A 24,250-nucleotide genomic window follows, 5' to 3' on the forward strand; every position below is an offset into this window, starting at 1 on the left:
CGTCCGGGCGGGGCGGACCGCTTCACTCGCCGAGCAGCTGCTCGGTCAGCTGGTTGGCGGCTTTGGCGGTGGATACGCCGTGCTTGTCGGACCAGTCGAACACGTTCGTCAGCGTGCGGTAGATCTGTTCGACGCGGCTTCTGGCGTAGGATGGGGAGTTGTCGTTCAGCTCGGCGGCGGTCACAATGATTCCGCCGGCGTTGATCACGTAGTCCGGCGCATACAGAATGCCCCGCTGATGCAGCACATCGCCGTGCCGCTCCTCCGCCAGCTGATTGTTGGCCGCTCCGGCAACAATCCGGCATTGCAGCTGCGGAATACTCGCATCGTTAATGATGCCGCCAAGCGCGCAAGGGGAATAGATATCGCATAGCTCATGCGCGATAAGGTCCGCGCCCACGGCCCGGGCGCCGTATTGCTGCACGGCCTTCCGGACAAGCTCGTCGTTTAGGTCGGCTACGACCAGCTTGGCTCCGGCAAGCGCCAGGTACCGGCAGAGGAACATGCCGACTTTTCCGAGTCCCTGAACCGCAACGACCTTGCCGGACAAGCTCTCCGAACCGTCCAGCCTGTTCAGGGACGCTTTCATCGCCAGGAAGACGCCGTAAGCGGTCATATCCGCCGTAAAGGTTCCGGCCGCCCCTAGCGATCCGGAAATATCGGTGACGTACCGCGTCTCCTGAAACACCCAGTCCATATCGGCTGAGGTTGTTCCGACATCCATGCCGGTAATATATTCTCCCTGCAGCCGGTCAATGAACCGCCCGAATGCACGGAACAGCCGTTCATTTTTGTCCTTGCCCGGGTCTCCGATTATTACCGCTTTGCCGCCTCCGAAGGGCAGCTCCGCCATCGCCGATTTATAGGTCATGCCTCGTGCGAGCCTGACGGCATCTATGATTGCATCCTCCACGGATGGGTAGTTCCACATTCTGCAGCCCCCAAGCCCGGGGCCAAGCTTTGTGCTATGGATTGCGATAACTGCGGTAAGTCCGCTGCGCGCATCATGGATTACCTCCAGCCGTTCATAGTCATCAAGGTTCAACAAGCTCCGCAAATCCATATAAAAATCCCCCTCGTCTGGCAGTCCAGCAGCATTGGTATTACCGTTGTATTCAACAGCGGTAGCCAATGACACTGATGCCGGATAAGGGGGAAGCGAATATCAGACGGTCGATCTGCGGATCAGCACGAACGAGACGATAGCGAAGATCAGGATGATCGGCAGGAACCACAGCGACAGCTCGAAGGCCGTCAGATCCATGAACCAGTTCGCGATCTCATCCCACCAGTCTTTGGAGATAATGAGGACCGTCATAATCGTTGTCGCCAGCAGGCAGGCCAGCGTCAGGACGAATAAGCCGATCGCCCGGAATTTCCGGAATACGCTGCCGATCGCGAAGCCCCAGAAGAAGAGCAGAACAAGGGCGAGGAAGTAAAAGATAAACTGCTGAACGATATTGCCGTCCGTCAAAAAAGGAAGATGGAAGAAGTGGAGTCCCGTACCCCAGAAGTTGGTCGCTTTTTCGATTGCGCTAAGCAGCAGCAGAATAATAGCCGAGATACAACCGGAAATCAACGCGTGTAAGACGGTGCCCGCGTAATAGTCCGTCCGGCGGACGCTGAAGCTGATGGCAAAAGGGAAGGTTTGAGGGAGTACAATGATGCCAAGCACAAGCATGTAAATAAAGATGGACATCAGACCGCCGGTGTATATCTCGACGCCGCTCAGGAACCCGACGATCAGATTGATCACAAAGCTGGAGCCAAGAATCATGAACGGGATGATCAGCCAAGCGAACTTGTCGCGTTGATGCATTTTCAGGACATTGCCAATTCGGTTCATATACGGGAGCCTCCCTTAACATCCGTTTTTTTGCTCGTTAACTGGACGATCAGCTGCTGCAAGGAAATCGGAGAGAGCGCTAAGCCAAGAGCATCGGCTTTCTTCCGCTCCTGCTCGGATAATCTGCCGGTAATCCCCGCTGTCAGAAGCGCGCCGAACGGTTCGCGCGATATAACGGTTTTGCCGGCGATAAAGCCTTCAACCGCGGTTGCCGTGCCTGCCACCGAATAGGCGTAGCCGCGAAGCTCTTCGGCATCTTCATTAATAAGCACCTTGCCTCCGTCGATGACGATGATATGCTCGAGCAGACGGCTTACCTCATCGATCAAATGCGTCGACAGGACGATCGTCCGCGGATTCTCGGAATAGTCCTCGATCAGCCGATCGTAGAACAAGGCTCTGGCAACGGCGTCGAGACCCAGATACGGCTCGTCAAAAATCGTCAGCGGAGCGCGGCTGGCCAGCCCGACGATGATGCCGACGGAAGAGTGCATGCCGCGTGACAGCTTTTTCATCTTCCGCTTCAGCGGCAGCTGAAAGTCCTTGACCAGCTCCTCGGCAAACGCTCTATCCCAGTTCGGGAACAGGGAGGAAGACAGCTCCAGCACGTCGTTTACCGTGTAATTGTCCGGATACTTCTGGCTTTCCTTGATGAAGCAGATTCGGCTGAGCACGCGGGAATTCTCGTACGGCTCCTCGCCGAATACCTTCAGCACGCCGCTTGTCGCGAACAGCTGAGCGGTAATCATATGCATAATCGTGGTTTTGCCTGCACCGTTTCTTCCCAGCAGGCCGTAAATTTTGTCCGCCTCAAGCTTGAAAGACACCTCGTGAACGGCCGTAACATTCCCGTACGATTTGGTTAAATGATTTACTTCAACAACGTTGCTCATTATTTGGCCTCCCCTCTCCGAATCATTTCCGTTAATTGATCCGCCGAAATGCCCAGCTTCTCGGCTTCCCGCATCATGGTTACGACGTATTGCTCGAAAAATTGCTCCTTGCGCTTCTCGACCAGCACGGCACGCGCGCCCGTGGCTACAAACATTCCAATCCCTCTTTTCTTATACAAGATTCCTTCGTCCACCAGCAGGTTGACGCCTTTCGCCGCTGTAGCGGGGTTAATCTGATAAAAGGAGGCGAATTCGTTCTTCGAAGGGACCTGCGATTCCTCCGGAAGCCTTCCTTGAATGATGTCGTCTTCGATTCGTTCTGCGATTTGCACAAAGATAGGGCGACTATCGTCGATGATTAAGGTCATATGTTTTTCCTCACCTCTTAGCTACCTGAGTGGTTGGTTACTCATGTAATCAACTATACAAGAAGCGTCATACGGAGTCAATAGGCATAACAAAAAAGAAGACGACCTCCTGTTCTTCACAGAAAGTCGTCTCCCTATTAGGTAGCTTCGTTCATCTTGCTCATCAGCGTCTGCACCTGACTTCGCAAGGCGAAGATCTCTTCCGGCTCAACCGCGGTGCCTTCAAATAACCGCAAAGGCACGCAGGAGGCTTTATCCTTAAGCGCCTGACCCTGCCCGGTTAAGCGGACGATCAAATGCCGTTCATCGGATTTGTCCCGCGCCCTTGTCAGAAGCCCCATGGATTCCAGCTTCTTAAGCAACGGCGTGAGCGTTCCGGAATCCAGGAGGAGCTTCGATCCCAGCTCCTTGACGGATACATTGTCCTGCTCCCATAAGGCAAGCATGGTAATGTACTGGGTATAGGTAAGTCCAAGCTCGGCGAGCAAAGGACGGTACAGCTTCGTAATTTCTCTTGAGCAAGAATAAAAAGCAAAGCAAAGCTGATTCTCAAGCTTCAGCAGTTCGCTTGTGTCCATAGTGGCAGCACCCCTTTGTTGATTATAACGTCTCTATATAAATTGTATGCAAATTAATTGGGTGATTGTATTGTAGCACCGCCTCTGAAACGTGTCAAAAAAGAAAAAATCGGTATTTGACTTTCCCAAATAAATTGCATACAATTTAATCAATAACAATTCATTTAAAAGGAGTTGCATGAAAGATGTCCTTATACAATATTGAAGTAAACACGATTAAAGGCGAGAAACAAACGCTTGCTCCGTACAAAGGCCAGGTGCTGCTCATTGTAAACACGGCGACCAAATGCGGTTTTGCCCCGCAGTTCAAAGGACTGCAGAAGCTTCATGACACGTACAAAGAGAAGGGTTTTGCCGTATTAGGCTTCCCCAGCAGCCAGTTTATGAATCAGGAGCTTGAGAATAACGCGGAGATTGCGCAGTCCTGCGAGCTGAACTTTGGCGTCAACTTCCCGCTCTACGCAAGAATCGACGTTAACGGCGACACGGCGCATCCCCTGTTCCAGAAGCTGAAGAAGGACGCCCGCGGCATTCTTGGCTCGAAGCGCATCAAATGGAACTTTACGAAGTTCCTTGTGAACAAGGAAGGCAAAGTCGTAAAGCGGTTTGGTCCAAACGTGACGCCGGAGCGGATCGACTCCGAGATTCAGGCTTTGCTTGCCAAGTAAACCTAACTCTCCGCTATAAAAAAAGCCGGGGCTTTGCGTTGCTAACGCAAAAGCCCGGCTTTTTCTTCTAATAGGCAATTCCCGCCTTTGCCCTCATATATTGGCTGCTGAACAGCTGGGCATAAGCAAATTCGGCGGTATCTCCCGTCGTAATACGCGTTCCGTTCTCCGGCAGATAGCCGCGCTCTTGCCGGTAACCTCCTTCGGCAGGACCGTCAGGCAAGTAAGTCGGGCAGACCAGCGTCCAATCGAGTCCGGACTCCTCCAGCAGCCGCAGCACCGCATGATGCTCCTCGGCTGCCCGCGTGAGCGATCTTCTCGATTCGCTGGATTGATACCGCAGCAGGCCCGGTTCAGTCCGGCTGTCCAATACTCCCGCCGTGCCGACGGCTACAATCCGCTTGATCTTTAACCGATTCATGGCTTCGAGTATAAGCGGGAAGCTGTCCGTCAAGACGGTTCCGCCGTCGGTGCCTAAGGCGCTGATAACCGCATCGGCCCCGGATAAGGTTTCGCTGACGTCCCCGGCGGAAACCGTATTGCCCGCCACCAGAGTCAGCCCGGGCCAGCTGTCTGCCAGCTCTTGTAATTTATCCGGCCTCCGGACGAGGGCTTTTACCGCGTGCCCGTCGCGGAGCGCAAGCGCCGCAAGGATGCGTCCGACTCGGCCGGTTGCCCCGAAAATAGCAATGTTCATTTTATCTCCCTCCATATATAATAGATTGTACATTAAATATTTATCATAATGGAGCAACATTCCAGCGATATGCTGCGTTTAGTAGATGTACTAGATCGCAGATATTTTTTTTGTCTAATGTTGACCAGTATTTGTAAAACTATGAAATGGATTGATTATTTAGGGGGAAGTAAGTGAATGTTTCGTGCGCGTGCAGCTCTTTGGACAAATGTTGTTCTTCTTATGATCGGTTTGGGACTATTGGCTGTTGCATGTTCAGCGCCGGATAACGCCAAGCAAGTGAGCTTTTACGTAAACGGCGAGAAGCTCAAGCAGCCTCCTGCTGTGGATTTGGTCGACGGCGAACCGATGGTGCCGGCCTCATTCCTGGAGTCAACCTTTAAATCGAAGCTGGAATGGACGCTGGAAAATCCGGGCAGCGGAGGCGTTTATTATTCGGACAAGGTAGCCGTACTGATGTATCATGATTTGTCAGACAAAGCGGCCAAGAAAACCAATAACGCGGAGGCAGAATCCGCTATTTCGCTTGACTTGTTCAAGGAGCAGATGGAGCTGCTCAAAACCGACGGTTTCCATGTCATTTCAATCGACCAGTATGCGGATTTTATCGCAAATAACGGCAATGTTCCCGACAATGCGGTGCTGCTGACCTTTGACGATGGATACGAGACCTTCTATAAGGATGCTTTCCCTGTATTAAAGCAACATAATTATCCGGCCGTTAATTTTGTCATCGTCTCCGGTGCGGACAATGCGGATAAGCCGAAGCAGGTCGGCCGTCCGAAGATGACCTGGGACCAGATGCGAGAGATGCAAAAGTCCGGCATGTCCTTCTATAACCATACTTACGACAGCCACAAATATGGCGTTATGCGCGCGGACGGCTTGACGAAGCCGGTTCTGACGCGCCATCAATATTTGAAGAAAGAACAGCGCGTCGAGACGGATGAGGAATACCATAACCGCGTGAAGACCGATCTCGAGAAAGCGGAGAAGCGGCTGAAGGAAGAGCTCGGCAATACAAAAGGCATTATCGCTTTTCCTTACGGGGCTTACAATGCGGAAGTGCTGGACATTTTGAAGGAAGTGGGCATTTCGCTGTCCTTTACGGTTAAAGAAGGGATTAACGGCCGCGGGCAGACAAACGGCTTCCGCGTGAACGGGGCGAGAGAAGGCGAGTCTGCGAAGCAGCTGATGGAGAAGCTGAAGGCGCTGGATCTGGAGCATGCGCCGGTTATGGTTCATCTGGACGGGCAGACTGCGGCATTCAAGGAGCAGCCGTACAAAGGTCCTAACGGCGTTATGATCCCTCTGAAGGAATACTGCAAGATGAAAGGCATGAAGCTCCACTTCAGCAAGCATAAGAAGCAATACAAAATTACAGCCGCATAACGGCGCTCTTAGCCTAAAAAGCTGCATCCCACGGTCAACAGGACCCGGGATGCGGCTTTTTTTCTGCTGTCGTGGAAACCCCTGGAAATCCGCTCCGGAAGGATTTCCAAGCCGGAAGGAACAAATAATAACCGCACGGTTCAATAAAGTTCGACAGTATTCGAGTGGGCTTTTTCAAGGTGGGGAATCTCAAGACCTAAAGAAAACCTACCTGATATCCTAAGTTCACACATTGTAAGGGTTTGCAGATTTCAAGATAATAAAAGCATCACAAACAAGGGGGATAAACAAATGGCTAAAATGAATATGAAGAGCGTTCTTGGTCTTGTACTTGCAGGTTCCTTGGCAATCAGCTTGACAGCATGCGGCTCGAATAACAATAACGGCGACAAAAATGCCAACTCCGGCGCTTCCAACAATGCGGGAGCGACAAACGCGGCTACAGAAAAGCCGGCAAGCAACGAGAAAGTTACGATTACTTTCCAGAACATTTATCCAGATCCAACGGATCCGAAAAACGGCATGATGAAAAAGATCGTTAAACAATACGAAACTGATCATCCAAACGTGAAGATCGAGCTGGACTCCTTGAATACCGACCAACAAAAGCAAAAACTGAAAACGCAAGCAGCCTCGCATGAAGTGCCGGACATCACAATCGTTAACCCGGCAGCTCAAATGCAGCCTTACGTTGACGCAAAACTGTTTGCACCGCTGAACGACATGGTTGAGCAAAACGGCCTGAAAGATACATTCCAAGACGGCGTTCTTGACTTCTATACATTCGACAATAACTTGTACGCATTGCCTGACGGCAACAACATCGGCGTTGTTTACTACAACAAAGATCTGTTCCAGCAAGCTGGCATCGCTAACCCGCCAACAACATTCGAAGAAATGATCGCAGACGTTAAAACCCTGAAAGCTAAAGGCATCCAGCCAATGGCAATCGGTGAAAAAGATACTTGGACGGGTTCGTTCCTGTTCATGAACATCCTGCTTCGCACAAACGGCGGCCCTGGCTTCCTGTCTGATGTTGTAGCCGGCAAGAAAACATTCGAAGATCCGGCTTTCGTTGAAGCTGTAGACGCTATGCAAAACCTGATTCAAGCAGGGGCGTTCCAAGAAGGCGTTACATCGTTCGACTATAACGCCGGCGAGAACATTTTCAAAACGGGTAAAGCTGCTATGTACTACATGGGTTCGTGGGCAACTGGCGGTATCGAAACATCCGAAGCTCTGAAGGATAAAGTAGGCGTATTCAAATTCCCTACGGTAAACGGCAAAGGCGATCCTAACCAATTCATGCTTGCTCCAGGTTCCGCATTCGCGATCTCTGCAGACAGCAAACACCTGCAAGAAACCAAAGATTTCCTGAACTACTTCATGCTGAACTTCCCTAAAGAAGCCTTCGCAGTTAAAGGTGCTGTAGGTCTTGCTCAAAAAGTGGACGGCGACTTCAAAGCTGCTGGCTACTCCGACATGGCAATTAGCGTACTGGACCTGTTCAAAGATGTTAAAGGCGGCGACCTGTCGTTCGATAACACAATGAACCCTGGCACTTCCCAAGGCCACTTGACTTCCATCCAAAACATCTTCGTTCAGAAGAAGGATTCGGCTGAAGTTGCAAAAGAGCACCAAACCGCTTACGAAAGCAATAAATAAGCATTGAACAATAGATAAAAATATAAAAAAGCTGCACACCGTGCAAAAGGGGTTCTCTCCCAGGAACCCCTTTTGTACGGATGTTAAAAAAATAGCTAAAAGATAGGAGGGCACACGAGATGAACGTACTGAAGGTTTCGAAGTTGACGATAGCGCTGTTCGTGCTGCCGTGCTTGATACTCTATGTCTGTCTGGTTTTTGTTCCAATCATCGTTTCCCTGTATACGAGTACGCTCGACTGGAACGGGATCGGCGAATCGAAATTCATCGGTCTGGACAACTTCAATAAATTGTTATTCCATGATGCCGTATTTTGGCCGGCTGTACGCCATACCCTGATGTTTGCTGTATTTTCCATGCTTGAAATTCCAATTGCTTTGTTTGTCGCAATCTTGCTTAGCCGCTTCGTAAAGAAGCCGAATTTCCTTGTATCCAGCTATTTTATGCCGGTAATTTTGTCGGTTGTTATTATCGGACAACTTTGGAAAACAATCTACAACCCTGCGTCCATGGGCGGCATGCTTAACCAGGTGCTTGACTGGGTAGGCCTGCACAGCTGGTCCCAGCAGTGGTTGACGGATCCAGATATCGCGATGTACAGCTTGTACTTCGTCGCTTTGTGGCAATACCTTGGTTATCACACTCTCATCCAGTTTACGGGTATTCAGAACATTCCGTCGGATATTTATGAGGCAGCCAAAATTGATGGCGCTGAAGGCTTGAAGGCTGACTGGTATATTACCTTGCCAATGAACGTTCCGATCTTCAAGATTTCGATTGTCCTTGCCTTTATCGGCTCGCTGCAATCGTTCGACATGATTATGGTTATGACAGGCGGCGGTCCTGGTAACGCAACGGACGTTATCGCGACGCATATGTACAGAATGTCAATCTTGTCGATGAAATACGGATACGGAAGTGCCATTGCAGCCATTCTGGTTGTAGTCTGTCTTGTCGCAACAGTGGTCATCAACTATGGATTCAACCGTCTGGAACGGAAATACACGTAACGAAGGAGGGATACGACTATGAGCCAAAGTACAACTACAGCAGTGCTGCCAAGAATAAAGCCGCAAAGAAAATTTTCGATCGGGAAAATATTGATGTGGATTCTTCTGTCAGCTCTGATTGTCACCCAATTGTATCCGCTCTTGTGGCTGGCTATCTACTCGTTAAAGACTAACGAAGAAATTTTGTCCGGCCAATTCTTTGCTCTGCCGCATGCTCTGCAATGGGGTAACTATAGCGCTGCGATGGAGTCGGGCAATTACGTTAAATATCTGCTTAATAGCTTGAAAGTTACATTGATAACAATGGTTGGCGTTTTGTTCCTCAGCTCGCTTGTATCGTTTGCCATCAGCCGCTTCAAGTGGAAATACGGTCAGGCGGTTATGGTTGTCTTCCTGATCGGGATGATGATTCCGATGCAGGCGACACTGCTGCCGCTGATGATTATCTTCAAGAATATGCATATTCTGAATACGCATTGGTCGCTCATTCTGCCTTACATTGCATTCCAGACGCCAATTGCCGTATTTATTCTTAGCGGATTCATGAAGTCGATTCCTAATGAAATTGAAGAATCGGCAATCGTGGACGGAGCAGGCGTCTTCCGGATATTCTGGAACATTATCCTGCCGGTATCGGTTCCGCCGATGATGACGGTATGTATTCTGACCTTCATTAACATCTGGAACGAGTACATCCTGGCAGCAACCTTTATCTCGACCGAACGATTGAAAACATTGCCGTTCGGGGTATACAGCTTCGTCAGCCAGTATTCGGTTAACTACGGAGCGATCGGCGCATTCCTCGTGCTTGGGGCATTGCCGGTTATCATTATTTACTTCTTGCTCGCAGATAAGATCACAAAAGGTATGGTAGCAGGCGCGGTGAAGGGTTAATCCCCTTCTCCGCTTTTTTGAATTTTAAGCGATTTGTAGATTTTTACCGAAACGGTTACGCTGCCACAGGTCAGCGCAACCGTTTCGCCATGTGTTACAATGAGGGAATGAGCATTAGTGCTTCACGAAGTAGAATGATCACAAAAAGCGTGATCATTCTTAGTTGATGCTTACGAAGTAGAATGATCACAAAAAGCGTGATCATTCTTAAGTTGATGCTTACGAAGTAGAATGATCACAAAAAGCGTGATCATTCTTAGTTGATGCTTACGAAGTAGAATGATCACAAAAAGCGTGATCATTCTTTTAGGAGGATTCAAAAATTGGCGCGTTATCATGGCATGCACTCTATACAGAATCGGTTGTTTTTATTGCTGTTTTCATCGATGATGACGCTGCTCATCTTGGTCAGCTTCCTCTATTATCAGAAGACAACCCAGATTATTCATTCAAAGATCAGTGATCTTGCGGAGAAGAACGTTTCCCAAACGGTAGGGTTATTTGATCTGCTTCTCGAAGGATATGACAGCGTGACCAAATCACTTAACAGTAACTATGAATTGACCAGACTGCTTAAGGAAGCAGACAATGAGAAGAATATAAGCGTCAGTGTCATGAATGAACGGGCGATTACGAATATTATTGGAGCCGCATACTTTTCGCGAGATGATATTATAGGCATCCATGTCATGACCAATGGAGGAAAGCTGTACAACTATGAACGGCGGTTCGCCGGCCTAGTCAATCAGGATTACACGTCTGCTGATTGGTACAGCAAGCTTAAAAATTCAAAAGGCGAAATGGTATGGCTTGGCTTGATGAAAGGCTCGGTTATTAACAGCATGCTGCCAGAGCCTGTGTTTGTATTTGGACGTCAGCTGTTTGATCTGAATAACTATAAGCCGGTTGGCATTGTCTTGATCGAGTCGGATCCGAATCCGATTCTATCGGCCTTGTCTAACGCGTCGATCAGCCCAAACAGCCGGGTATTTATTGTTGATAAGAACAACGGCGTAATCGCATCGACGGATAAAAATCAGGATGATTTGTCGATGGAGCCAACTGGCGAGTCGCAGGCAGTGCCTTCTTTTAATGGGTTGCCTAGACCTAAGGGTAATGAGATCGTTGTTGATAATAAGACCAGTCAATTAATCGTTGCTGCCAAAACAGCCGTTGCGGAATGGACGGTATTCGGGCTGACGCCCAAGTCGGACATCAGCGAAGAGCTGGTTCAGACGAGACTGTATCTGCTTGCCGTCATTATTGCCGTCATCTTGCTCTCGACGATGCTGGCGACATTAATCTCGCGCAACATCTCGTCGCCGCTTAAGCTGCTGATCCGGGAGATGAAGCAGGTTGAGCTGGGTAATTTCAGGGGAGCGGTAAACGTCAAATCCTTCGAGGAAATTAACAGCCTGGTCTCCTCCTTCAACCGGATGGTTCATCGGATCGACGAGCTGATTGAGCGGATTACCCTCGCGTCCATAAGCGAGAAAAACGCGGAGCTGCATGCGCTTCAGTCGCAGGTAAACCCGCATTTCCTGTACAATACGCTGGATATGATTTATTGGATGCTGGACGAGCGGGAGAATGACCGGCTGGGCCGCGTTATATTGTCGCTGTCGCATATGTTCCGCTACAGCAGCGACTGGGAGGAAGCCTCGAAGACGACGCTCCGCCAGGAACTGGAGCAAATGAGGCATTACATGACGATTATCGAGAACCGTCTGGTTGGGCGCGTCAGCACCGAAATTCAGGTGGACAGCATATGGCTCGATGCTATCGTTCCGAAGATGACGATTCAGCCCGTCATCGAAAATGCGGTGAAGAGCGGTCTTGAGCCTCTCGATCGTCCGGGACTGCTGAGAGTATCCACCATAGCCGATGAAGAGGCCAATGAGCTGCGTATTGTTATCGAAGATAACGGCGTTGGCATCGATGAAGAGGAACTGAATAAGCTGCATGCCATGCTCGAGGATTCCAGCCCCGGCCGCAATTACAATGCTGCCCAGGAGGGACGCGGCAGAAGAGGAATCGGACTGCCGAATGTGCACCGCCGTATTGTGCTTATGTACGGTGAGCCGTACGGCTTGCGTATTTCCAGCGAATTAGGAAAAGGAACGACGGTAATTATCGCAATACCGCTGCCAGCCAGAGGAGGTAAAACGGGCGATGAACATATTAATCGTGGATGACGAGAACGTCATACGGGAAGGTATAAAGCGAACATTAAACAATCGGTTTCCGGCGTACAGCACCTATCTGGCCGTCAACGCGGAAGAAGCGGTCGCCGAGCTGAGGAAGAACCGGATCGATATCGTGCTTACGGATATCCTGATGCCGGGCATGACCGGTCTGGAGCTGATGAATTTGACCCGAAGCATCTATCCGCGGGTGAAGTGGGTCGTGATCTCCGCCTATTCGGAGTTCAGCTATGCCCAGGAGGCCGTGCGCCTTGGAGCCAAGGACTACCTGCTTAAGCCGATAGGCAAGGAAGTGCTGGCCGAGATGATCGAGAAGATCAGCGGGGAGATCGAGCACGAACGGGAGCTGACGGAGGAAGCCGAGCTCCTGAAGACGAACCGCAAGTATTTGCGGGAAGCGGTCTTTCAGCGCTGGGCTCAAGGGCTTGATATCGGCCGCATCGATATGAGTCCGTTTATGGACAGCCATCCGCATTTCAATCTGATTATGGTCAAGATGGAGAGCGACAAGGTTGTTCAGCTCGAGCATTTCATGATCGAGAACGTGCTGGGCGAGCTGATCGAGAAGCATGGCCAGGGCTTTGTCACCATTTACGACAGCAAGAGCCTTCTTGGCCTTGTTACGCTTCCGGAGGGCGGAACGATAACTAGTCTTCTGGAAGAGCTGCGCACGCACCTCATCAAATATCTGCGCGTGCCGTTCCAGATTATGCATACCGACCGGATCGAGGATATCAACGCCGTGCCGGGGGAAGTGCAGCGGATGAGGCAAGCTTCGTCCACGCAGGTGTATGAGCATTACGCAAGCGGAAGCGATCAGTCCATTGAGGTTGCCCTGCAATATATCAGGACGCATTATCATGCCGATCTGTCGCTTGAGAAGGTTGCGGCTATCGTATACCTGAATCCGGTATACTTCAGCCAGCTGTTCAAGCAGAAGACCGGCGCGGGCTTTAAGGAGTATGTCATTGGACTGCGGCTGGAGCAAGCCAAGCAGATGCTGCTGAATCCCAAGCTGAAGCTTGCCGATGTCGCTGAGCGGATCGGCTATCAGGATATGCGCCATTTCTCGCAGCTGTTCCGCAAGAAGTACGGGGAGACGCCATCGGAGTTCCGTCAGCGTCACCGGATGGACGGTATCGAAAAACCGTTGTAATCTTATCGAAAACAAACTCGGGTAGAGGAAGGAGTCCTATGTCCATTACGAAGACACTGGCCAATCTGGTCTATGCCTACATCGCTCAGCGAGGTGTCGTATCGCGCGCTGAGCTGATCAAGGAATTCTCGATGCCAAGCAGCACCATGACGCGGCTGCTGGAAGAGATGCTTGAAGCAAGCAAGCTGCGCGAGCATGGGCGCGGCAGCTCTACCGGGGGAAGAAGACCGATTCTTTACGAGACGAATCCAACCTATGGCTATTTGTTCGGACTGGAGATCTCGCGGATCTACTCGTCCATAGGCCTTTACGACATGCATATGAACCGGCTGTCGGCCATACGCTGGAAGATGGATGAGAGCATGACGCCGGAAGTATTTCTGAACCGGGTGCAGGAGGCTGTCCGCCAGTTTACGAAGGAGCATGGCCTGCAGCCGTCCAGCATTCTCGGAATGGGTGTTGGAGCGGTAGGTCCGCTTGACCGTGAACGGGGTCTTATTCTGGATCCCGTTTATTTCCCTGCCCGGGGATGGCGTAACCTGCCGATCTGCGGGCTGCTTGAGGAACGGCTGCAGTTCCCGGTTCTGCTCGATAACGGCGCGAATACCGCGCTGGTAGGCGAGCATTGGGCACTGAGAAGCGAGCGCTATCAGCATATGCTGTATGTGCATGTCGGCGCCGGTCTCCGCTCGGCCGTTATGTCGAACGGCCAGCTTGTGTACGGAGCAACCGATATGGAGGGGGCAATCGGCCGGATGATTATTCAGGCCGGCGAACTTTCTCGGCCTGGAAGCGCCGTTGACGGGGCGCTCGAGTCCTTCGTGTCGGTTCATGCCATTGAGAACGAGATGCGAAGACTGGCCTTGGCGGGCGCGCTGCCGCAAGGTCGTGAGCTGCGTGACAGCGGCAGCGGCAACGGCGAAATTTGGAGATTCGAAAAACTGCTCCACGCCCTGTCGGCCGGTGATATAATGGTGCAGGAGAAATTTAAGCAGGCTGCTGCTTATCTCGGAATCGGGCTGGCGAATTTAATTAACGTGCTGCATCCGGAGAAGGTTATTCTGGGGGGAGCACTTCTTAATGCGCATGAAAGCGTGTTTGAGACGGCGGTGGAGGTAGCAAGAAGCCACACTTATTATTATCCGCAGTATAAGCCGTTGTTCTCGAAAGGTTTGCTTAAGGAAGAAGCCGTTGCGGCCGGTGCGGCCGTGATGGTGCTGAAGCAGCTGCCGTAGAAGAATTTGACTTAAGAAGAGGTGTCATCATGACGGCCGCACATGCGGGGAAGCCATCGAAGGAGTTTAATCTCTTATTTCTGACATGGCCGATATTTCTGGAATTATTGTTATTTATGCTGATGGGCCTGGCCGATACCTTTATGCTGAGCGCAATCTCGGATAACGCGGTATCGGGCGTGGGCGCCTCCAACCAATACCTGTTTATTGCTTTGCTTGTGCTGGAGGTTATCGGCAACGGCGCTTCGATTGTTGTTGCGCAATACATCGGGTCGAGGCAGATGAAGGAAGCCGCCAAAATTTCGGCGCTCAGCATAACGCTGAACCTTATAGTCGGCCTCCTCTTGAGTATCGCGTTTGTCGCCTTTAACGGGCTGATCCTGCAAAGCCTGAATCTGCACGGCGAAGTGCTGGAGCATGCCAAAGCTTATCTATCGTTTGTAGGAGGGTTTATTTTCCTGCAGGCGTTGATCAATTCCGTATCGGCGATTATCCGGGTGCATGGCTTCACGAAGGAAGCGATGCTCGTATCGCTCGGCATGAATATCGTCCATTTGATCGGCAACTACGCATTGATTTTCGGGCATTTCGGCTTCCCGCAGATGGGCGTTCACGGAGCGGCGGTTTCAACGGTCATCAGCCGGGCGCTGGCGCTGATCGTTTTCTTCTGGATGCTGTATCGCATTATGGAAGTTCGCGTAAAGCTGCGTTATTATTTCACATTATCCAAGTCGTATATTGGCAAAATATTAAAAATCGGCATTCCGTCCGCGCTTGAGCAGGTGATGTACCAAGGCTGCCAGATGGTGTTCCTGTATTACGCGACCTTCCTTGGCGAAGAATCGCTTGCCGCGCGTCAGTATGCGGCCAATGTCTCGCAGTTTATTTATTTAATGGCCTTCTCGATTGGATTGGGTACTTCCATCATTGTAGGCCGGATGATTGGCGCCGGCCGCCAGACCGATGCTTATTACCGGGTATGGTACAGCACGGGATGGGCATCCGCGTCAACCGCGGTGATGATTGCCGTGGTCATGATTTTCCGCGAGCAATTGATGACGATGTTCACGAACGATCCGGAAATTATCCGCCTTGGCGCTAACGTCCTGCTCTACAGCGTCATTCTGGAGACGGGCCGAACAATCAACATTATTCTCGTGAATTCGCTTCGCGCATCCGGCGACGCGAAGTTCCCGTTATGGGCGGGGACGGTGTCGATGGTGGGCATGAGCCTGCCGCTTGGTTACTTCTTTGTGTTCCAGCTTGATATGGGTCTTCCCGGCATCTGGCTTGCGATTGCGGCCGACGAATGGCTGCGGGCCTTTGCGATGTTCTTCCGCTGGCGGAGCCGGGCGTGGGAGAAGCATGCGCTGGTGAAGCGGACTCCCGCGGATCAACCGGTGACGACAGCCACGTAACATTGGCATAAGGAGCATTAAGCCATGACTTCAACTGTAATGGAGCAGCCGATTCATTCTTATCATCTGATCGCGCAAACCTGCTTGCTAGCAGGCAAAATCATATTGCAAAACGGCGGCGAGACGTACCGTGTGGAGGATACCATGGTGCGGATCGCCGCTGCTTACGGTATTGCGGATGCGCAGAGCTATGTCACGCCAACCGGCATTTTGTTCGCGATGGACGCTTCCGTGCCAACCACGAGGCTGATTCGCATCTCGGAGCGCTTGACGAACCTTCGCAAGGTAACGCTTGTGAACGATATTTCGCGGCGCATCAGCCAAGGAAAGCTGGAGGTGGGCGAGGCTCACCGCCTGCTCACGGAAATCGACGAGTCGCCCCTCGCCTACCCGACCTGGCTGCAGGTGCTTGTTGCCGCGGTCTCGAGCGGCTGCTTCCTCGTTATGTTCGGCGGCCCGTGGCATGACTTTCTGGCGGCAGTCCTGGCCGGGGGATTAGGCTTCGGGAGCATGGTGCTGCTGCATCGGCTGGTGCCGGTCAAGCTGTTTGCGGAGTTTGTAGCCTCCCTGATCCTTGGCGGGGTAACGATTCTGCTTGTAAAAAGCGGACTGGCCCTCCATATGGATACCGTCATTATCGGCTCGGTTATGCCGCTGGTGCCCGGTCTGCATATTACGAATGCCGTCCGGGACTTGATGGCGGGCCATCTTGTGTCGGGATTGTCCAAAGGGGTAGAGGCATTTCTCACGGCGTTTGCGATCGGCGCGGGCATCGCGGCGGTGTTGTCATTTTATTAATCTTGGGGAGGGGACGGGCATGTCGGGAGTGTTGTGGATCGAACAAGCGATTACAAGCTTTATAGCATCGGCGGCCTTTGGTCTTATCTTTAACGCGCCCCGGCAGATGCTTCCCCAATGCGGCGTTGCAGGAATGGTGGGCTGGCTGCTGTACAGGTCCTGCGCGGAGATGGGGCTGGAAGCGATCCCGGCTACGCTGATTGCGGTCATTATCGTAGCGGTGATCAGCCAGCTGTTCGCGAAGCTGTACAAGACGCCGGTTATCGTGTTTAGCGTTGCGGGCATTATTCCGCTTGTTCCGGGCGGCATTGCTTACGATGCGATGCGCAAGGTTGTGGAGAACGACTATGACATCGCGGTTCAGCTTGGCGTCAAAGCGTTTATGATCTCGGGGACGATTGCCATCGGTCTCGTCTTATCCGAGGTGGTTAACCAGACGATCCGCCGGTTTGAGCGGTTATAAGGCTGTACATAGAAGGCGTGTCCGAATATGAGACGGGGGCGTTTTTTATACGATAAGGTTTTCTCATTTGGGAGGAGGCTGCTAAAATGCAGTTTTATATGGTGGATGTGTTTGCTGAAAGGAAGTATCAGGGGAACCAATTGGCGGTGCTTCTGCCGGACAGAGAGCTTGAGACTTCGGAAATGCAGCAGATTGCGAAGGAGTTCAATTTCTCCGAGATCACCTTTATAACGTCGGGCAAGCAGGTAGACGGGGGCTATAACGTTCGGATCTTTACGCCTGACGCGGAAATCCCGTTTGCGGGGCATCCTTCGCTTGGGACGGCTTACGTCATCCGGCATCTGTATGAGAAGGAAGGGAAGGACCCTATCCTGTTGAATCTGGGCGTGGGGCAGATTCCCGTTTCGTTTGAGGGAGGGGAGAATCCCGTTCTGTGGATGACACAGAAGCAGCCCGCTTTTGGCGAGAGCATTGATCCGTCTGTTATCGCGGACATCCTCCAGATCAACGTGGAGGATATAGCCGCAGACTTCCCGATCCGGGTCGCATCGACGGGCTTGCCAGCCGTTATCGTGCCCGTGAAGACGTTGGAAGCGGTAAAGCGCTGCGCCATTCATCATCAGAAGTTCGCGCGGTTCCTCCGGGAGACGGCGGACGCCAACCTTCTCGTGTTCACGGAGGAAACGGTGCACGAAGAAAGCGATCTCCATGTCCGGGTGTTCGTGAATGATACCGGGTATTACGAGGATCCGGCTACGGGCAGCGCGAACGGCAATCTGGCCGGTTATCTGCTGGAGCATGAAGTGCTTGGCGCAAGCGATATCCGGCTTCGGGTAGAGCAAGGCTACTCCGTCGGACGGGACTCCCTGCTGCTGATTGATGCCTCGAAGAAGAACGGGGAATTCGAGATCAAGATAGGCGGCAAAGTGTTCCCGGTGGCGAAGGGCGAGTGGCTGTAGGGCGCTGTACCGGATAAACGAACGGTTGGTGGAGGTATGCTGTGAACAGAAAGAAATCCCTGTTGTTTTCGATTATCGTAGGGGGCTTGGCCTATCTGTTTTTAACCGTATGCTTAGAAAAAGAACAACCCAAATATGCCTATGACGCGAGGGTTCAGGCAGATATTATTAATGATTATCAGGCTGATGAAGAGCGGATAAGAAATTCCGCCAGCTTAATTAAAGATGTCACTTTCACCAAAGTGAATGCGGATACGATGGGGACATCCAAGCTTGCCGGCTATGCGTACGAGACGGAAGCGATTGCTAGATACAGGGGTTGTCTTTTGACCCTGTTCGGTGAACCCAACGAGGAGTCCGCTAACTTGGAAGAAGCTTTTACCTATGTCATCAAAGCGCAGAGGAACGACGGAAGCAGCTGGATATTAACGGCTTATGAGGGCCCGTCCGGATTTGCAATCGGGGGTATGCGGGATGTGCCGTTGTCTGCCGAGATGGCCTACCTCTTAAAGCAAAGGATCGATGAGACGGAGCCTTCGGATTTCGACAGAAAGGGAATGACCTACCCCGATACCGGGGAGATCTATTCCTACGGCTGCAAAAACGGAAAATGCTACGCGAATAAAGAAGGCTAAACGCGGTCGGCAGGCGGTAAAATTGCGATTGCGGCCTTGCGGGCGTTATACTGAATAGGAATACTACCGGTCTTCACGCAAAGAGTCGGCCGCAGCCAGGAGGCAAGAAGCATGAATCTTCTTAGCAGTGTATCGCAGTTCCAACAACTGAAACAACTGATTACGCGTTTTATGATGACGTATAAGTTTGCGCTGGACGAAATGGAGACCAAGATCGAAATTCTGAAAGAGGAATTTCAAATGCTCCATGACTATAACCCGATCGAGCATACCAAATCCCGGCTGAAATCCCCGGAGAGCATTATGAATAAGCTGGTTCGCAAAAACCTGGAGATTTCGCTGCCAAGCATCAAGAATAATATCCGGGATATCGCGGGGCTTCGCATTACGTGCTCTTTTATTAAAGATATCTATCTTATTTCCGAAATGCTGAAGAGACAGTCGGACCTGAAGGTGCTCGAGATTAAGGACTACATCAAGAATCCGAAGCCCAACGGGTACAAAAGCCTGCATATGCTCATTGAGGTGCCGGTTTTCTTGTCCGACCGCGTGGAGCATGTCTGCATCGAGGTGCAGATTCGGACGATCGCGATGGATTTCTGGGCAAGCCTGGAGCATAAAATTTTCTACAAATACAATGCCGCGGTACCGGAAGGTTTGCTGCAGGAGCTGAAGGCGGCCGCAGATTCGGTAACGGCGCTGGATCGCCAAATGGAGCGTCTGCATATGGAGATGGGCGAGCTTAAGGGAGACAACGTGATTGATGCCGAGGAGCAGCTCCGCATGCTGCAAATCGACAATCAGCAGTTCAACATTCCAATCGCGCTGCTCGAGATGATCGGCGATAAGCCGGAAAATGAATAAGCACGAGAGTGTCGATACACGCTTATCGGCACTTTTGTCGTTATAAGGAGGACAAGCGTTTGAAGCTGATGACCGATTCGCATCCTTTTCGGCTGGAAGGGGATGAATTAGGTTACGGGCCTGCCGCTTACGAGACCATGGCAAAGGTTATTCTGGCTTTTCGCGAGCCGGATACGGATGTCTTGTTTCAATATACGAATTGGGACCGGGACAAGGACCCGCATAAAGAGAGCTTGATGATGGACGCGGCGGAGACTTTTCATGCCGGTGCCATGCTTGATCCGGACCATGCGATTAGCACGGCCGTGAAGGAGATACTGCTTCGCCACTATGCGCCGGAACGCGACCCGCAGGCGAGCCAGGCGGTGATGGACCAGCTGCTGGCTTACTTCAAGGAAGTTCCGCTCGATGAGCTGAACGAAGAGCTGCTGCGCAAGATCGGGGCTGCCGTCTATGAGGGATACGGAACTTACACGCTGGAAGATGAAGCGGAGGCTGCGCAAGCTTTCGTGAACGGCAGGCTGGTAGATGCCAATACGGTCTGGCTGCTGCCTAATGATCGTCCGGTTTATTTGAAAAATGTACTGTGGTACCGGGTTAACGCAGAAGAGGATATCGTACGTGCATTCGAGCTCACGGACTGGTGGTTTACCTGCGCTGTTGTGGATCGGAACAAGCCGGTGGAGGAGTATCGTTATTTCCTGAACTATACGGAGGAGAGTGCCGGAGCGGTGCTCTACGTAACGGCTGCAGACCGTCAGCATTTCAAGGCTGTAGTCGTACCAAGGTTGAAGGAGCTGCTAGGGGAAGAGCTAGGGTGAGCGGACTTATAACAAGCTAGGCAAAGTGGTTGGCGTTAGGAGGCTTTCAGGAGGCTTTCAGGGTGCCTAAGAGCCCTGAGGGACCTTAAACGAGCTGCGAATAAAAGAGGAAATGAAAATAAGACCCTCGCAGGGTCTTATTTTCATTCAAGCGCTATATCGCATAACGGTTATGAAGGGTCTCCGCCATTTCGCGGACCTGCTCGGCCGTCGGCAGGATTAGGCTGCCTGCAGGGGGCAGACCTTTCTGGGCGGCCGCAATGACCTGCTTTACCGCTGCCGCGAACGCAAGCGAGGCTTCTGCCCCAAGCCCGGCAAGCTCCTCCAGGCTGGCGGTGCTGTCCGCCGTGACAACGGGGAAGTCGGCCGCATCCGCGCCTGCCGCCGCGATATCGTAGAACGAGCGGACCAGCCGGGCGCGCTCCGCGCCGGAGCCCTCCGCCACGATAAAGGCTTGAATGATGACCGCATGAGCCTGGCGCCGCTGGGCAATGCCGCAGAACTTGTAGCCGCCGATGCTGAGGTCGAAATCGCCGGGGCAATAGGCTCCGCTGATCTCCCCCTTGTCGACCTGCCGGCCCGACGCCTGCAGCGCCATCCGGATAAGCTCGTACATCTGCTCGAAGTTGTCGTGAAAGTGGAAATCAAGCACGTCGCTTTTCGGCAGAATTAACGACAGGTTCACGACGCCGGCATCCAGCGGGACAGCCGCTCCGCCGGAATTGCGCACCGCGGTATCCCAGCCAGCGGTCTCCAGCAGATCCCGGGCAGCTCCGGCTCCCGGCAGGCGGCTGTCGCGCAGTCCCATGATAAAGGCGCGGGGATGGCGCCACAAATGGCATACCGCCGGTCCGCCTTTTCCGGTGCTTCTGCACAGCAGCTCGTCCAAGGCAAAGGCATACAGCGGATCCTCCTCCGAGAAATCATTCATTCGGTCCAGCAGGACAAGCCCCCGTTCCCCAAGCTGCTCGATTGCGCTCCATTTCATCTTTCGTACCGTCCTCTCTACCAGTTCCAATACTCCCATCATACTGATCCCTTCCCGTCAAAACAAGGCATGGGGGCAACCGCCACATATCCGCCGCTGCCTTCCGGGTAGCCTGTACGGAGCAAGCGCTCTATGAATATACTGCACTTAAGCAGGTAAGTTGATAGGTCGGGGGATGATCGAGCATTGAGTAATATGAAGACGATTCTGGAGGCGCTGCCTCCGCGGCAGGTTAACAATAAGCTGTTTATAGGTCCGTATACGATGGGAACGCCAATCGTGCTGTCATGGACGGAAAATACGATTGCGACAATCGGCAAGTTTTGCTCGGTGTCGAACACCGCAACGATCTTTTTGGGAGGCAATCATCATTACGAGTGGATCAGCTCGTTCGCTTTTACCGCGTATATGACGCAGTATTTTACGGAAGGGGCTTATTCCAATGGCAATGTTACGATTGGCAATGACGTGTGGATCGGACATTACTCCACGATATTGTCCGGCGTGACGATTGGTCACGGGGCGATTGTTGGCACGCATGCGCTGGTGACGAAGGACGTACCTCCTTATGCGATCGTTGGCGGGAACCCTGCCCGCATCATCAAGTACCGTTTTCCGCCCGATGTCATCGAGAGACTGCTTCAAGTGAAATGGTGGGACTGGGAAGCACAGCAGATTGAAGCGGCCGTTCCGCTGCTGCAACAGGCGAATCTGAGGCCGTTCTTCCGTTATTGCGCGAGGCTGGGTAAATAGGGGAGAGAGGAGCATGCCGGAAGGTGTGCTCATTTTTATGTCTTCTATGATAATTACTACTAACCATATAAAAATAGCATTTACACCTTCTGTAAGTTCCTGTAAAATCCAAGGCAACGACGAAATTTGACAGCGGTTACATTAAAAACGGCATAAGGATGCCTGAAGAAAAAAGGGGTTGAGGAGAATGACGGACTCTGCTCACGATGTCAGGGATTATAGAGAAGAGCAGACCTTGCTTCGGGTGGATGGGCTCAAGCGTACATTTGGACGCGGTTCCAGCGCTGCGGTTGTCCTGCAGGGCGTTAATCTATCGATTGCGCGCGGCCGTCTGGTTGCCTTGAAGGGGAGATCGGGTTCGGGCAAAACAACGCTGCTTAATCTCCTTGGTGCATTGGATTCGCCCACGGAAGGGACTGTGGATTTCGACGGTATCGCGCTTAGCGGGCTATCCGACAAGGCGCGGGGGGACATTCGCAGGACGCAGATGGGGCTGATTTTTCAATCCTTTGCTTTATTTCCTCTTATGTCAGCTTACGAGAACGTGGAATTCGCCATGCGGATAGCCGGCGTTCCGGCATCGGAGAGGAAGGAAGCGGCCCTGCAGGCGCTTGATTACGTCGGGCTGAAGCCGCGGATGCATCACCGTCCCTTCGAGATGTCCGGCGGCGAGCAGCAGCGGACGGCAATCGCCCGGGCAATTGCCCATAAGCCTAAGCTGCTTCTTGCCGACGAGCCTACGGCAGAGCTCGACAGCCGGACCGGGCTGCATATCTTAAGCGTGCTGCGCAATCTTGTCCGGGAAGAGGGCATGACGGTCGTCATGACGACGCATGACCCGGCGATCATGGAAATCGTGGATGAAGTCTATGAATTGGAGGATGGAACCATTGTTGAAGCTGCGAAATTATAGTTTACCTTTTGCCTTGCTCGTTAGCTTGTCCTTGCTTGCGGGTTGCTCGCTTATCCCGAATGAGGAAGAACCTTTAAAGCCGCCGCTCGTAAAGCCGGCGGAGCAGAATTATTCAACCGATGAGGTGAAAACGGGCGATATCCGCCGTGAAGTAAAAGGCTCCGGCGTGTTCGAATCCACGGCAAGCGAATACGCCCAGTTCAAATCGCAGGGCGGACGGCTGAAGAAGCTGTACGTTTCCTCCGGCGATAAGGTCAAGAAAGGAGATTTGCTGGCCGAGCTTGTCGTTGACGGTCTGGATGTGCAGACGCTCGAGCAGAAGCTGGCGGCGGAGCGCGCCGAATACGCCTTGAAGCAAGCGAAGCAGGGCGGAAATGCGCAGGAGATTCATCTTGCCCAGCTGCAGCTGGAGATTGAACAGCTGAAGCAGGACAAGCTGGAGCAGACGGCCGAACAGAGCAAGCTGCGTGCAACGATGGACGGCCAGGTTATCTTTGTCGAGGAGCTGGCAGAGGGGGATTTCGTGCAGCCGTACCAGACGCTTGTCCGGGTCGCGGATCCAACCAAGCTGCGGTTTTCCTATCGCTCTTCCGATGCCGGCAGCATCGGCGAAGTCCAAGTTGGCATGAATGCGGTGATTACCGCCGGCAAAAATTTTGAAACGACGGGCAAGGTCGTGCAGACGCCGTCCTCCGCTCCGCTCACAACCGATGCCGACCTCAAATCCAAATACAGCAGCACGCTTTACGTGAATGTCAGCAAGCTTCCGGAGGGGGCGGAGATCGGCTCGAGCGCGAACGTATCCATCGTCCTCATGGAGCATAAGAATGTGGTCCTCATTCCGAAGAGCGGGCTCCGTTCCTATCTGGGACGTACGTTTGTCCGCGTGCTGGACGGAAAGGCTTTGCGGGAAGTAGACGTGGAGGTAGGCATTCAATCGGCAACGGAGGTTGAAATCGTCCGCGGGCTGAAGGAAGGCCAGACGATCGTTCTGAACTAATTCATTTTTTTTCGCGAAGTGGAGGCTTACCT

25 protein-coding genes are annotated in these 24,250 nt (G+C 52.3%); 18 read left to right on the forward strand and 7 right to left on the reverse strand.

The features are described 5' to 3' along the window. Positions 1 to 22: 22 nt before the first annotated feature. From EV294_RS16220 to EV294_RS16240, 5 genes are all read right to left on the reverse strand, one after another. The gene (locus tag EV294_RS16220) at positions 23 to 1,063 is read right to left on the reverse strand and encodes a Glu/Leu/Phe/Val family dehydrogenase (RefSeq protein ID WP_132308548.1); all 1,041 of its coding nucleotides are present in this window, start codon (positions 1,061 to 1,063) and stop codon (positions 23 to 25) included. Between the two features lie 102 nt (positions 1,064 to 1,165). Next, entirely contained in the window at positions 1,166 to 1,846 is a 681-nt protein-coding gene (locus tag EV294_RS16225; RefSeq protein ID WP_132308550.1) for a hypothetical protein, read from the reverse strand. Next, positions 1,843 to 2,739, reverse strand: coding sequence for an ABC transporter ATP-binding protein (locus EV294_RS16230; RefSeq protein WP_207918154.1), 897 nt, complete (start codon positions 2,737 to 2,739; stop codon positions 1,843 to 1,845). The genes EV294_RS16225 and EV294_RS16230 overlap by 4 nt, the downstream gene beginning before the upstream one ends. Continuing rightward, on the reverse strand, positions 2,739 to 3,107 hold the full coding sequence (locus EV294_RS16235; RefSeq protein ID WP_127496192.1) for a GntR family transcriptional regulator: 369 nt from the start codon (positions 3,105 to 3,107) through the stop codon (positions 2,739 to 2,741). Before EV294_RS16235 ends, EV294_RS16230 begins: the two co-directional genes overlap by 1 nt. Positions 3,108 to 3,244: 137 nt before the next feature. Next, positions 3,245 to 3,685: a MarR family winged helix-turn-helix transcriptional regulator gene (locus tag EV294_RS16240; RefSeq protein WP_132308554.1), complete on the reverse strand. Its 441-nt coding sequence runs from the start codon at positions 3,683 to 3,685 to the stop codon at positions 3,245 to 3,247. A gap of 185 nt (positions 3,686 to 3,870) precedes the next feature. On the opposite strand from EV294_RS16240, the gene EV294_RS16245 reads away from it, so the two are divergent. Beyond that, the gene (locus EV294_RS16245; RefSeq protein ID WP_132308556.1) at positions 3,871 to 4,353 is read left to right on the forward strand and encodes a glutathione peroxidase; all 483 of its coding nucleotides are present in this window, start codon (positions 3,871 to 3,873) and stop codon (positions 4,351 to 4,353) included. A 67-nt stretch (positions 4,354 to 4,420) separates the two neighbouring features. On the opposite strand, the gene EV294_RS16250 is transcribed toward EV294_RS16245, so the two are convergent. Beyond that, positions 4,421 to 5,050, reverse strand: coding sequence for an NAD(P)-dependent oxidoreductase (locus EV294_RS16250; RefSeq protein WP_132308558.1), 630 nt, complete (start codon positions 5,048 to 5,050; stop codon positions 4,421 to 4,423). 177 nt (positions 5,051 to 5,227) lie between these two features. Here EV294_RS16250 and EV294_RS16255 point away from each other — a divergent pair, with 177 nt between their 5' ends. From EV294_RS16255 to EV294_RS16320, 14 genes are all read left to right on the forward strand, one after another. Continuing rightward, on the forward strand, positions 5,228 to 6,442 hold the full coding sequence (locus tag EV294_RS16255) for a polysaccharide deacetylase family protein (RefSeq protein ID WP_132308560.1): 1,215 nt from the start codon (positions 5,228 to 5,230) through the stop codon (positions 6,440 to 6,442). Between the two features lie 291 nt (positions 6,443 to 6,733). Next, the gene (locus tag EV294_RS16260) at positions 6,734 to 8,107 is read left to right on the forward strand and encodes an extracellular solute-binding protein (protein WP_132308562.1); all 1,374 of its coding nucleotides are present in this window, start codon (positions 6,734 to 6,736) and stop codon (positions 8,105 to 8,107) included. Between the two features lie 119 nt (positions 8,108 to 8,226). Then, positions 8,227 to 9,117, forward strand: a complete 891-nt coding sequence (locus tag EV294_RS16265; protein WP_132308564.1) for a carbohydrate ABC transporter permease — start codon at positions 8,227 to 8,229, stop codon at positions 9,115 to 9,117. 93 nt (positions 9,118 to 9,210) lie between these two features. After that, positions 9,211 to 10,011 (forward strand): carbohydrate ABC transporter permease, encoded by an 801-nt coding sequence (locus EV294_RS16270; protein WP_481856077.1) that lies wholly within the window; start codon positions 9,211 to 9,213, stop codon positions 10,009 to 10,011. A gap of 341 nt (positions 10,012 to 10,352) precedes the next feature. Beyond that, on the forward strand, positions 10,353 to 12,206 hold the full coding sequence (locus EV294_RS16275) for a cache domain-containing sensor histidine kinase (protein ID WP_165930714.1): 1,854 nt from the start codon (positions 10,353 to 10,355) through the stop codon (positions 12,204 to 12,206). Next, positions 12,184 to 13,371: a response regulator transcription factor gene (locus EV294_RS16280; protein WP_132308570.1), complete on the forward strand. Its 1,188-nt coding sequence runs from the start codon at positions 12,184 to 12,186 to the stop codon at positions 13,369 to 13,371. Before EV294_RS16275 ends, EV294_RS16280 begins: the two co-directional genes overlap by 23 nt. A gap of 38 nt (positions 13,372 to 13,409) precedes the next feature. After that, complete coding sequence (locus tag EV294_RS16285; protein WP_132308572.1) at positions 13,410 to 14,606, forward strand: ROK family protein; 1,197 nt, start codon at positions 13,410 to 13,412, stop codon at positions 14,604 to 14,606. Between the two features lie 29 nt (positions 14,607 to 14,635). Continuing rightward, a complete protein-coding gene (locus EV294_RS16290) occupies positions 14,636 to 16,024 on the forward strand; it encodes an MATE family efflux transporter (RefSeq protein ID WP_132308574.1) in 1,389 nt (462 codons plus the stop codon). Between the two features lie 24 nt (positions 16,025 to 16,048). Beyond that, positions 16,049 to 16,822: a threonine/serine exporter family protein gene (locus tag EV294_RS16295; RefSeq protein ID WP_207918155.1), complete on the forward strand. Its 774-nt coding sequence runs from the start codon at positions 16,049 to 16,051 to the stop codon at positions 16,820 to 16,822. A 19-nt stretch (positions 16,823 to 16,841) separates the two neighbouring features. After that, positions 16,842 to 17,285 (forward strand): threonine/serine exporter family protein, encoded by a 444-nt coding sequence (locus EV294_RS16300; RefSeq protein WP_132308576.1) that lies wholly within the window; start codon positions 16,842 to 16,844, stop codon positions 17,283 to 17,285. A gap of 86 nt (positions 17,286 to 17,371) precedes the next feature. Then, positions 17,372 to 18,244 (forward strand): PhzF family phenazine biosynthesis protein, encoded by an 873-nt coding sequence (locus tag EV294_RS16305; RefSeq protein ID WP_132308578.1) that lies wholly within the window; start codon positions 17,372 to 17,374, stop codon positions 18,242 to 18,244. A 41-nt stretch (positions 18,245 to 18,285) separates the two neighbouring features. Further along, positions 18,286 to 18,879: a hypothetical protein gene (locus EV294_RS16310; RefSeq protein WP_132308580.1), complete on the forward strand. Its 594-nt coding sequence runs from the start codon at positions 18,286 to 18,288 to the stop codon at positions 18,877 to 18,879. Between the two features lie 111 nt (positions 18,880 to 18,990). Further along, the gene (locus tag EV294_RS16315) at positions 18,991 to 19,743 is read left to right on the forward strand and encodes a GTP pyrophosphokinase (protein ID WP_132308582.1); all 753 of its coding nucleotides are present in this window, start codon (positions 18,991 to 18,993) and stop codon (positions 19,741 to 19,743) included. 59 nt (positions 19,744 to 19,802) lie between these two features. Further along, positions 19,803 to 20,564 carry a hypothetical protein gene (locus tag EV294_RS16320; RefSeq protein WP_132308584.1) on the forward strand — a complete coding sequence of 254 codons (762 nt, stop codon included), beginning with the start codon at positions 19,803 to 19,805 and terminating at the stop codon, positions 20,562 to 20,564. A gap of 154 nt (positions 20,565 to 20,718) precedes the next feature. On the opposite strand, the gene EV294_RS16325 is transcribed toward EV294_RS16320, so the two are convergent. Further along, positions 20,719 to 21,552: a lipoate--protein ligase family protein gene (locus tag EV294_RS16325; protein WP_132308959.1), complete on the reverse strand. Its 834-nt coding sequence runs from the start codon at positions 21,550 to 21,552 to the stop codon at positions 20,719 to 20,721. A gap of 195 nt (positions 21,553 to 21,747) precedes the next feature. Here EV294_RS16325 and EV294_RS16330 point away from each other — a divergent pair, with 195 nt between their 5' ends. The 3 genes from EV294_RS16330 (at position 21,748) to EV294_RS16340 (ending at position 24,218) form a co-directional block, all read left to right on the forward strand. Beyond that, the gene (locus tag EV294_RS16330; RefSeq protein WP_165930715.1) at positions 21,748 to 22,305 is read left to right on the forward strand and encodes a CatB-related O-acetyltransferase; all 558 of its coding nucleotides are present in this window, start codon (positions 21,748 to 21,750) and stop codon (positions 22,303 to 22,305) included. A 187-nt stretch (positions 22,306 to 22,492) separates the two neighbouring features. Further along, on the forward strand, positions 22,493 to 23,218 hold the full coding sequence (locus tag EV294_RS16335) for an ABC transporter ATP-binding protein (protein WP_132308588.1): 726 nt from the start codon (positions 22,493 to 22,495) through the stop codon (positions 23,216 to 23,218). Continuing rightward, a complete protein-coding gene (locus EV294_RS16340; protein ID WP_165930699.1) occupies positions 23,196 to 24,218 on the forward strand; it encodes an efflux RND transporter periplasmic adaptor subunit in 1,023 nt (340 codons plus the stop codon). The genes EV294_RS16335 and EV294_RS16340 overlap by 23 nt, the downstream gene beginning before the upstream one ends. Positions 24,219 to 24,250: the final 32 nt, after the last annotated feature.

The sequence above is a fragment of the Paenibacillus sp. BK033 genome, from assembly GCF_004345425.1.
Classification (GTDB): Bacteria; Bacillota; Bacilli; order Paenibacillales; family Paenibacillaceae; genus Pristimantibacillus.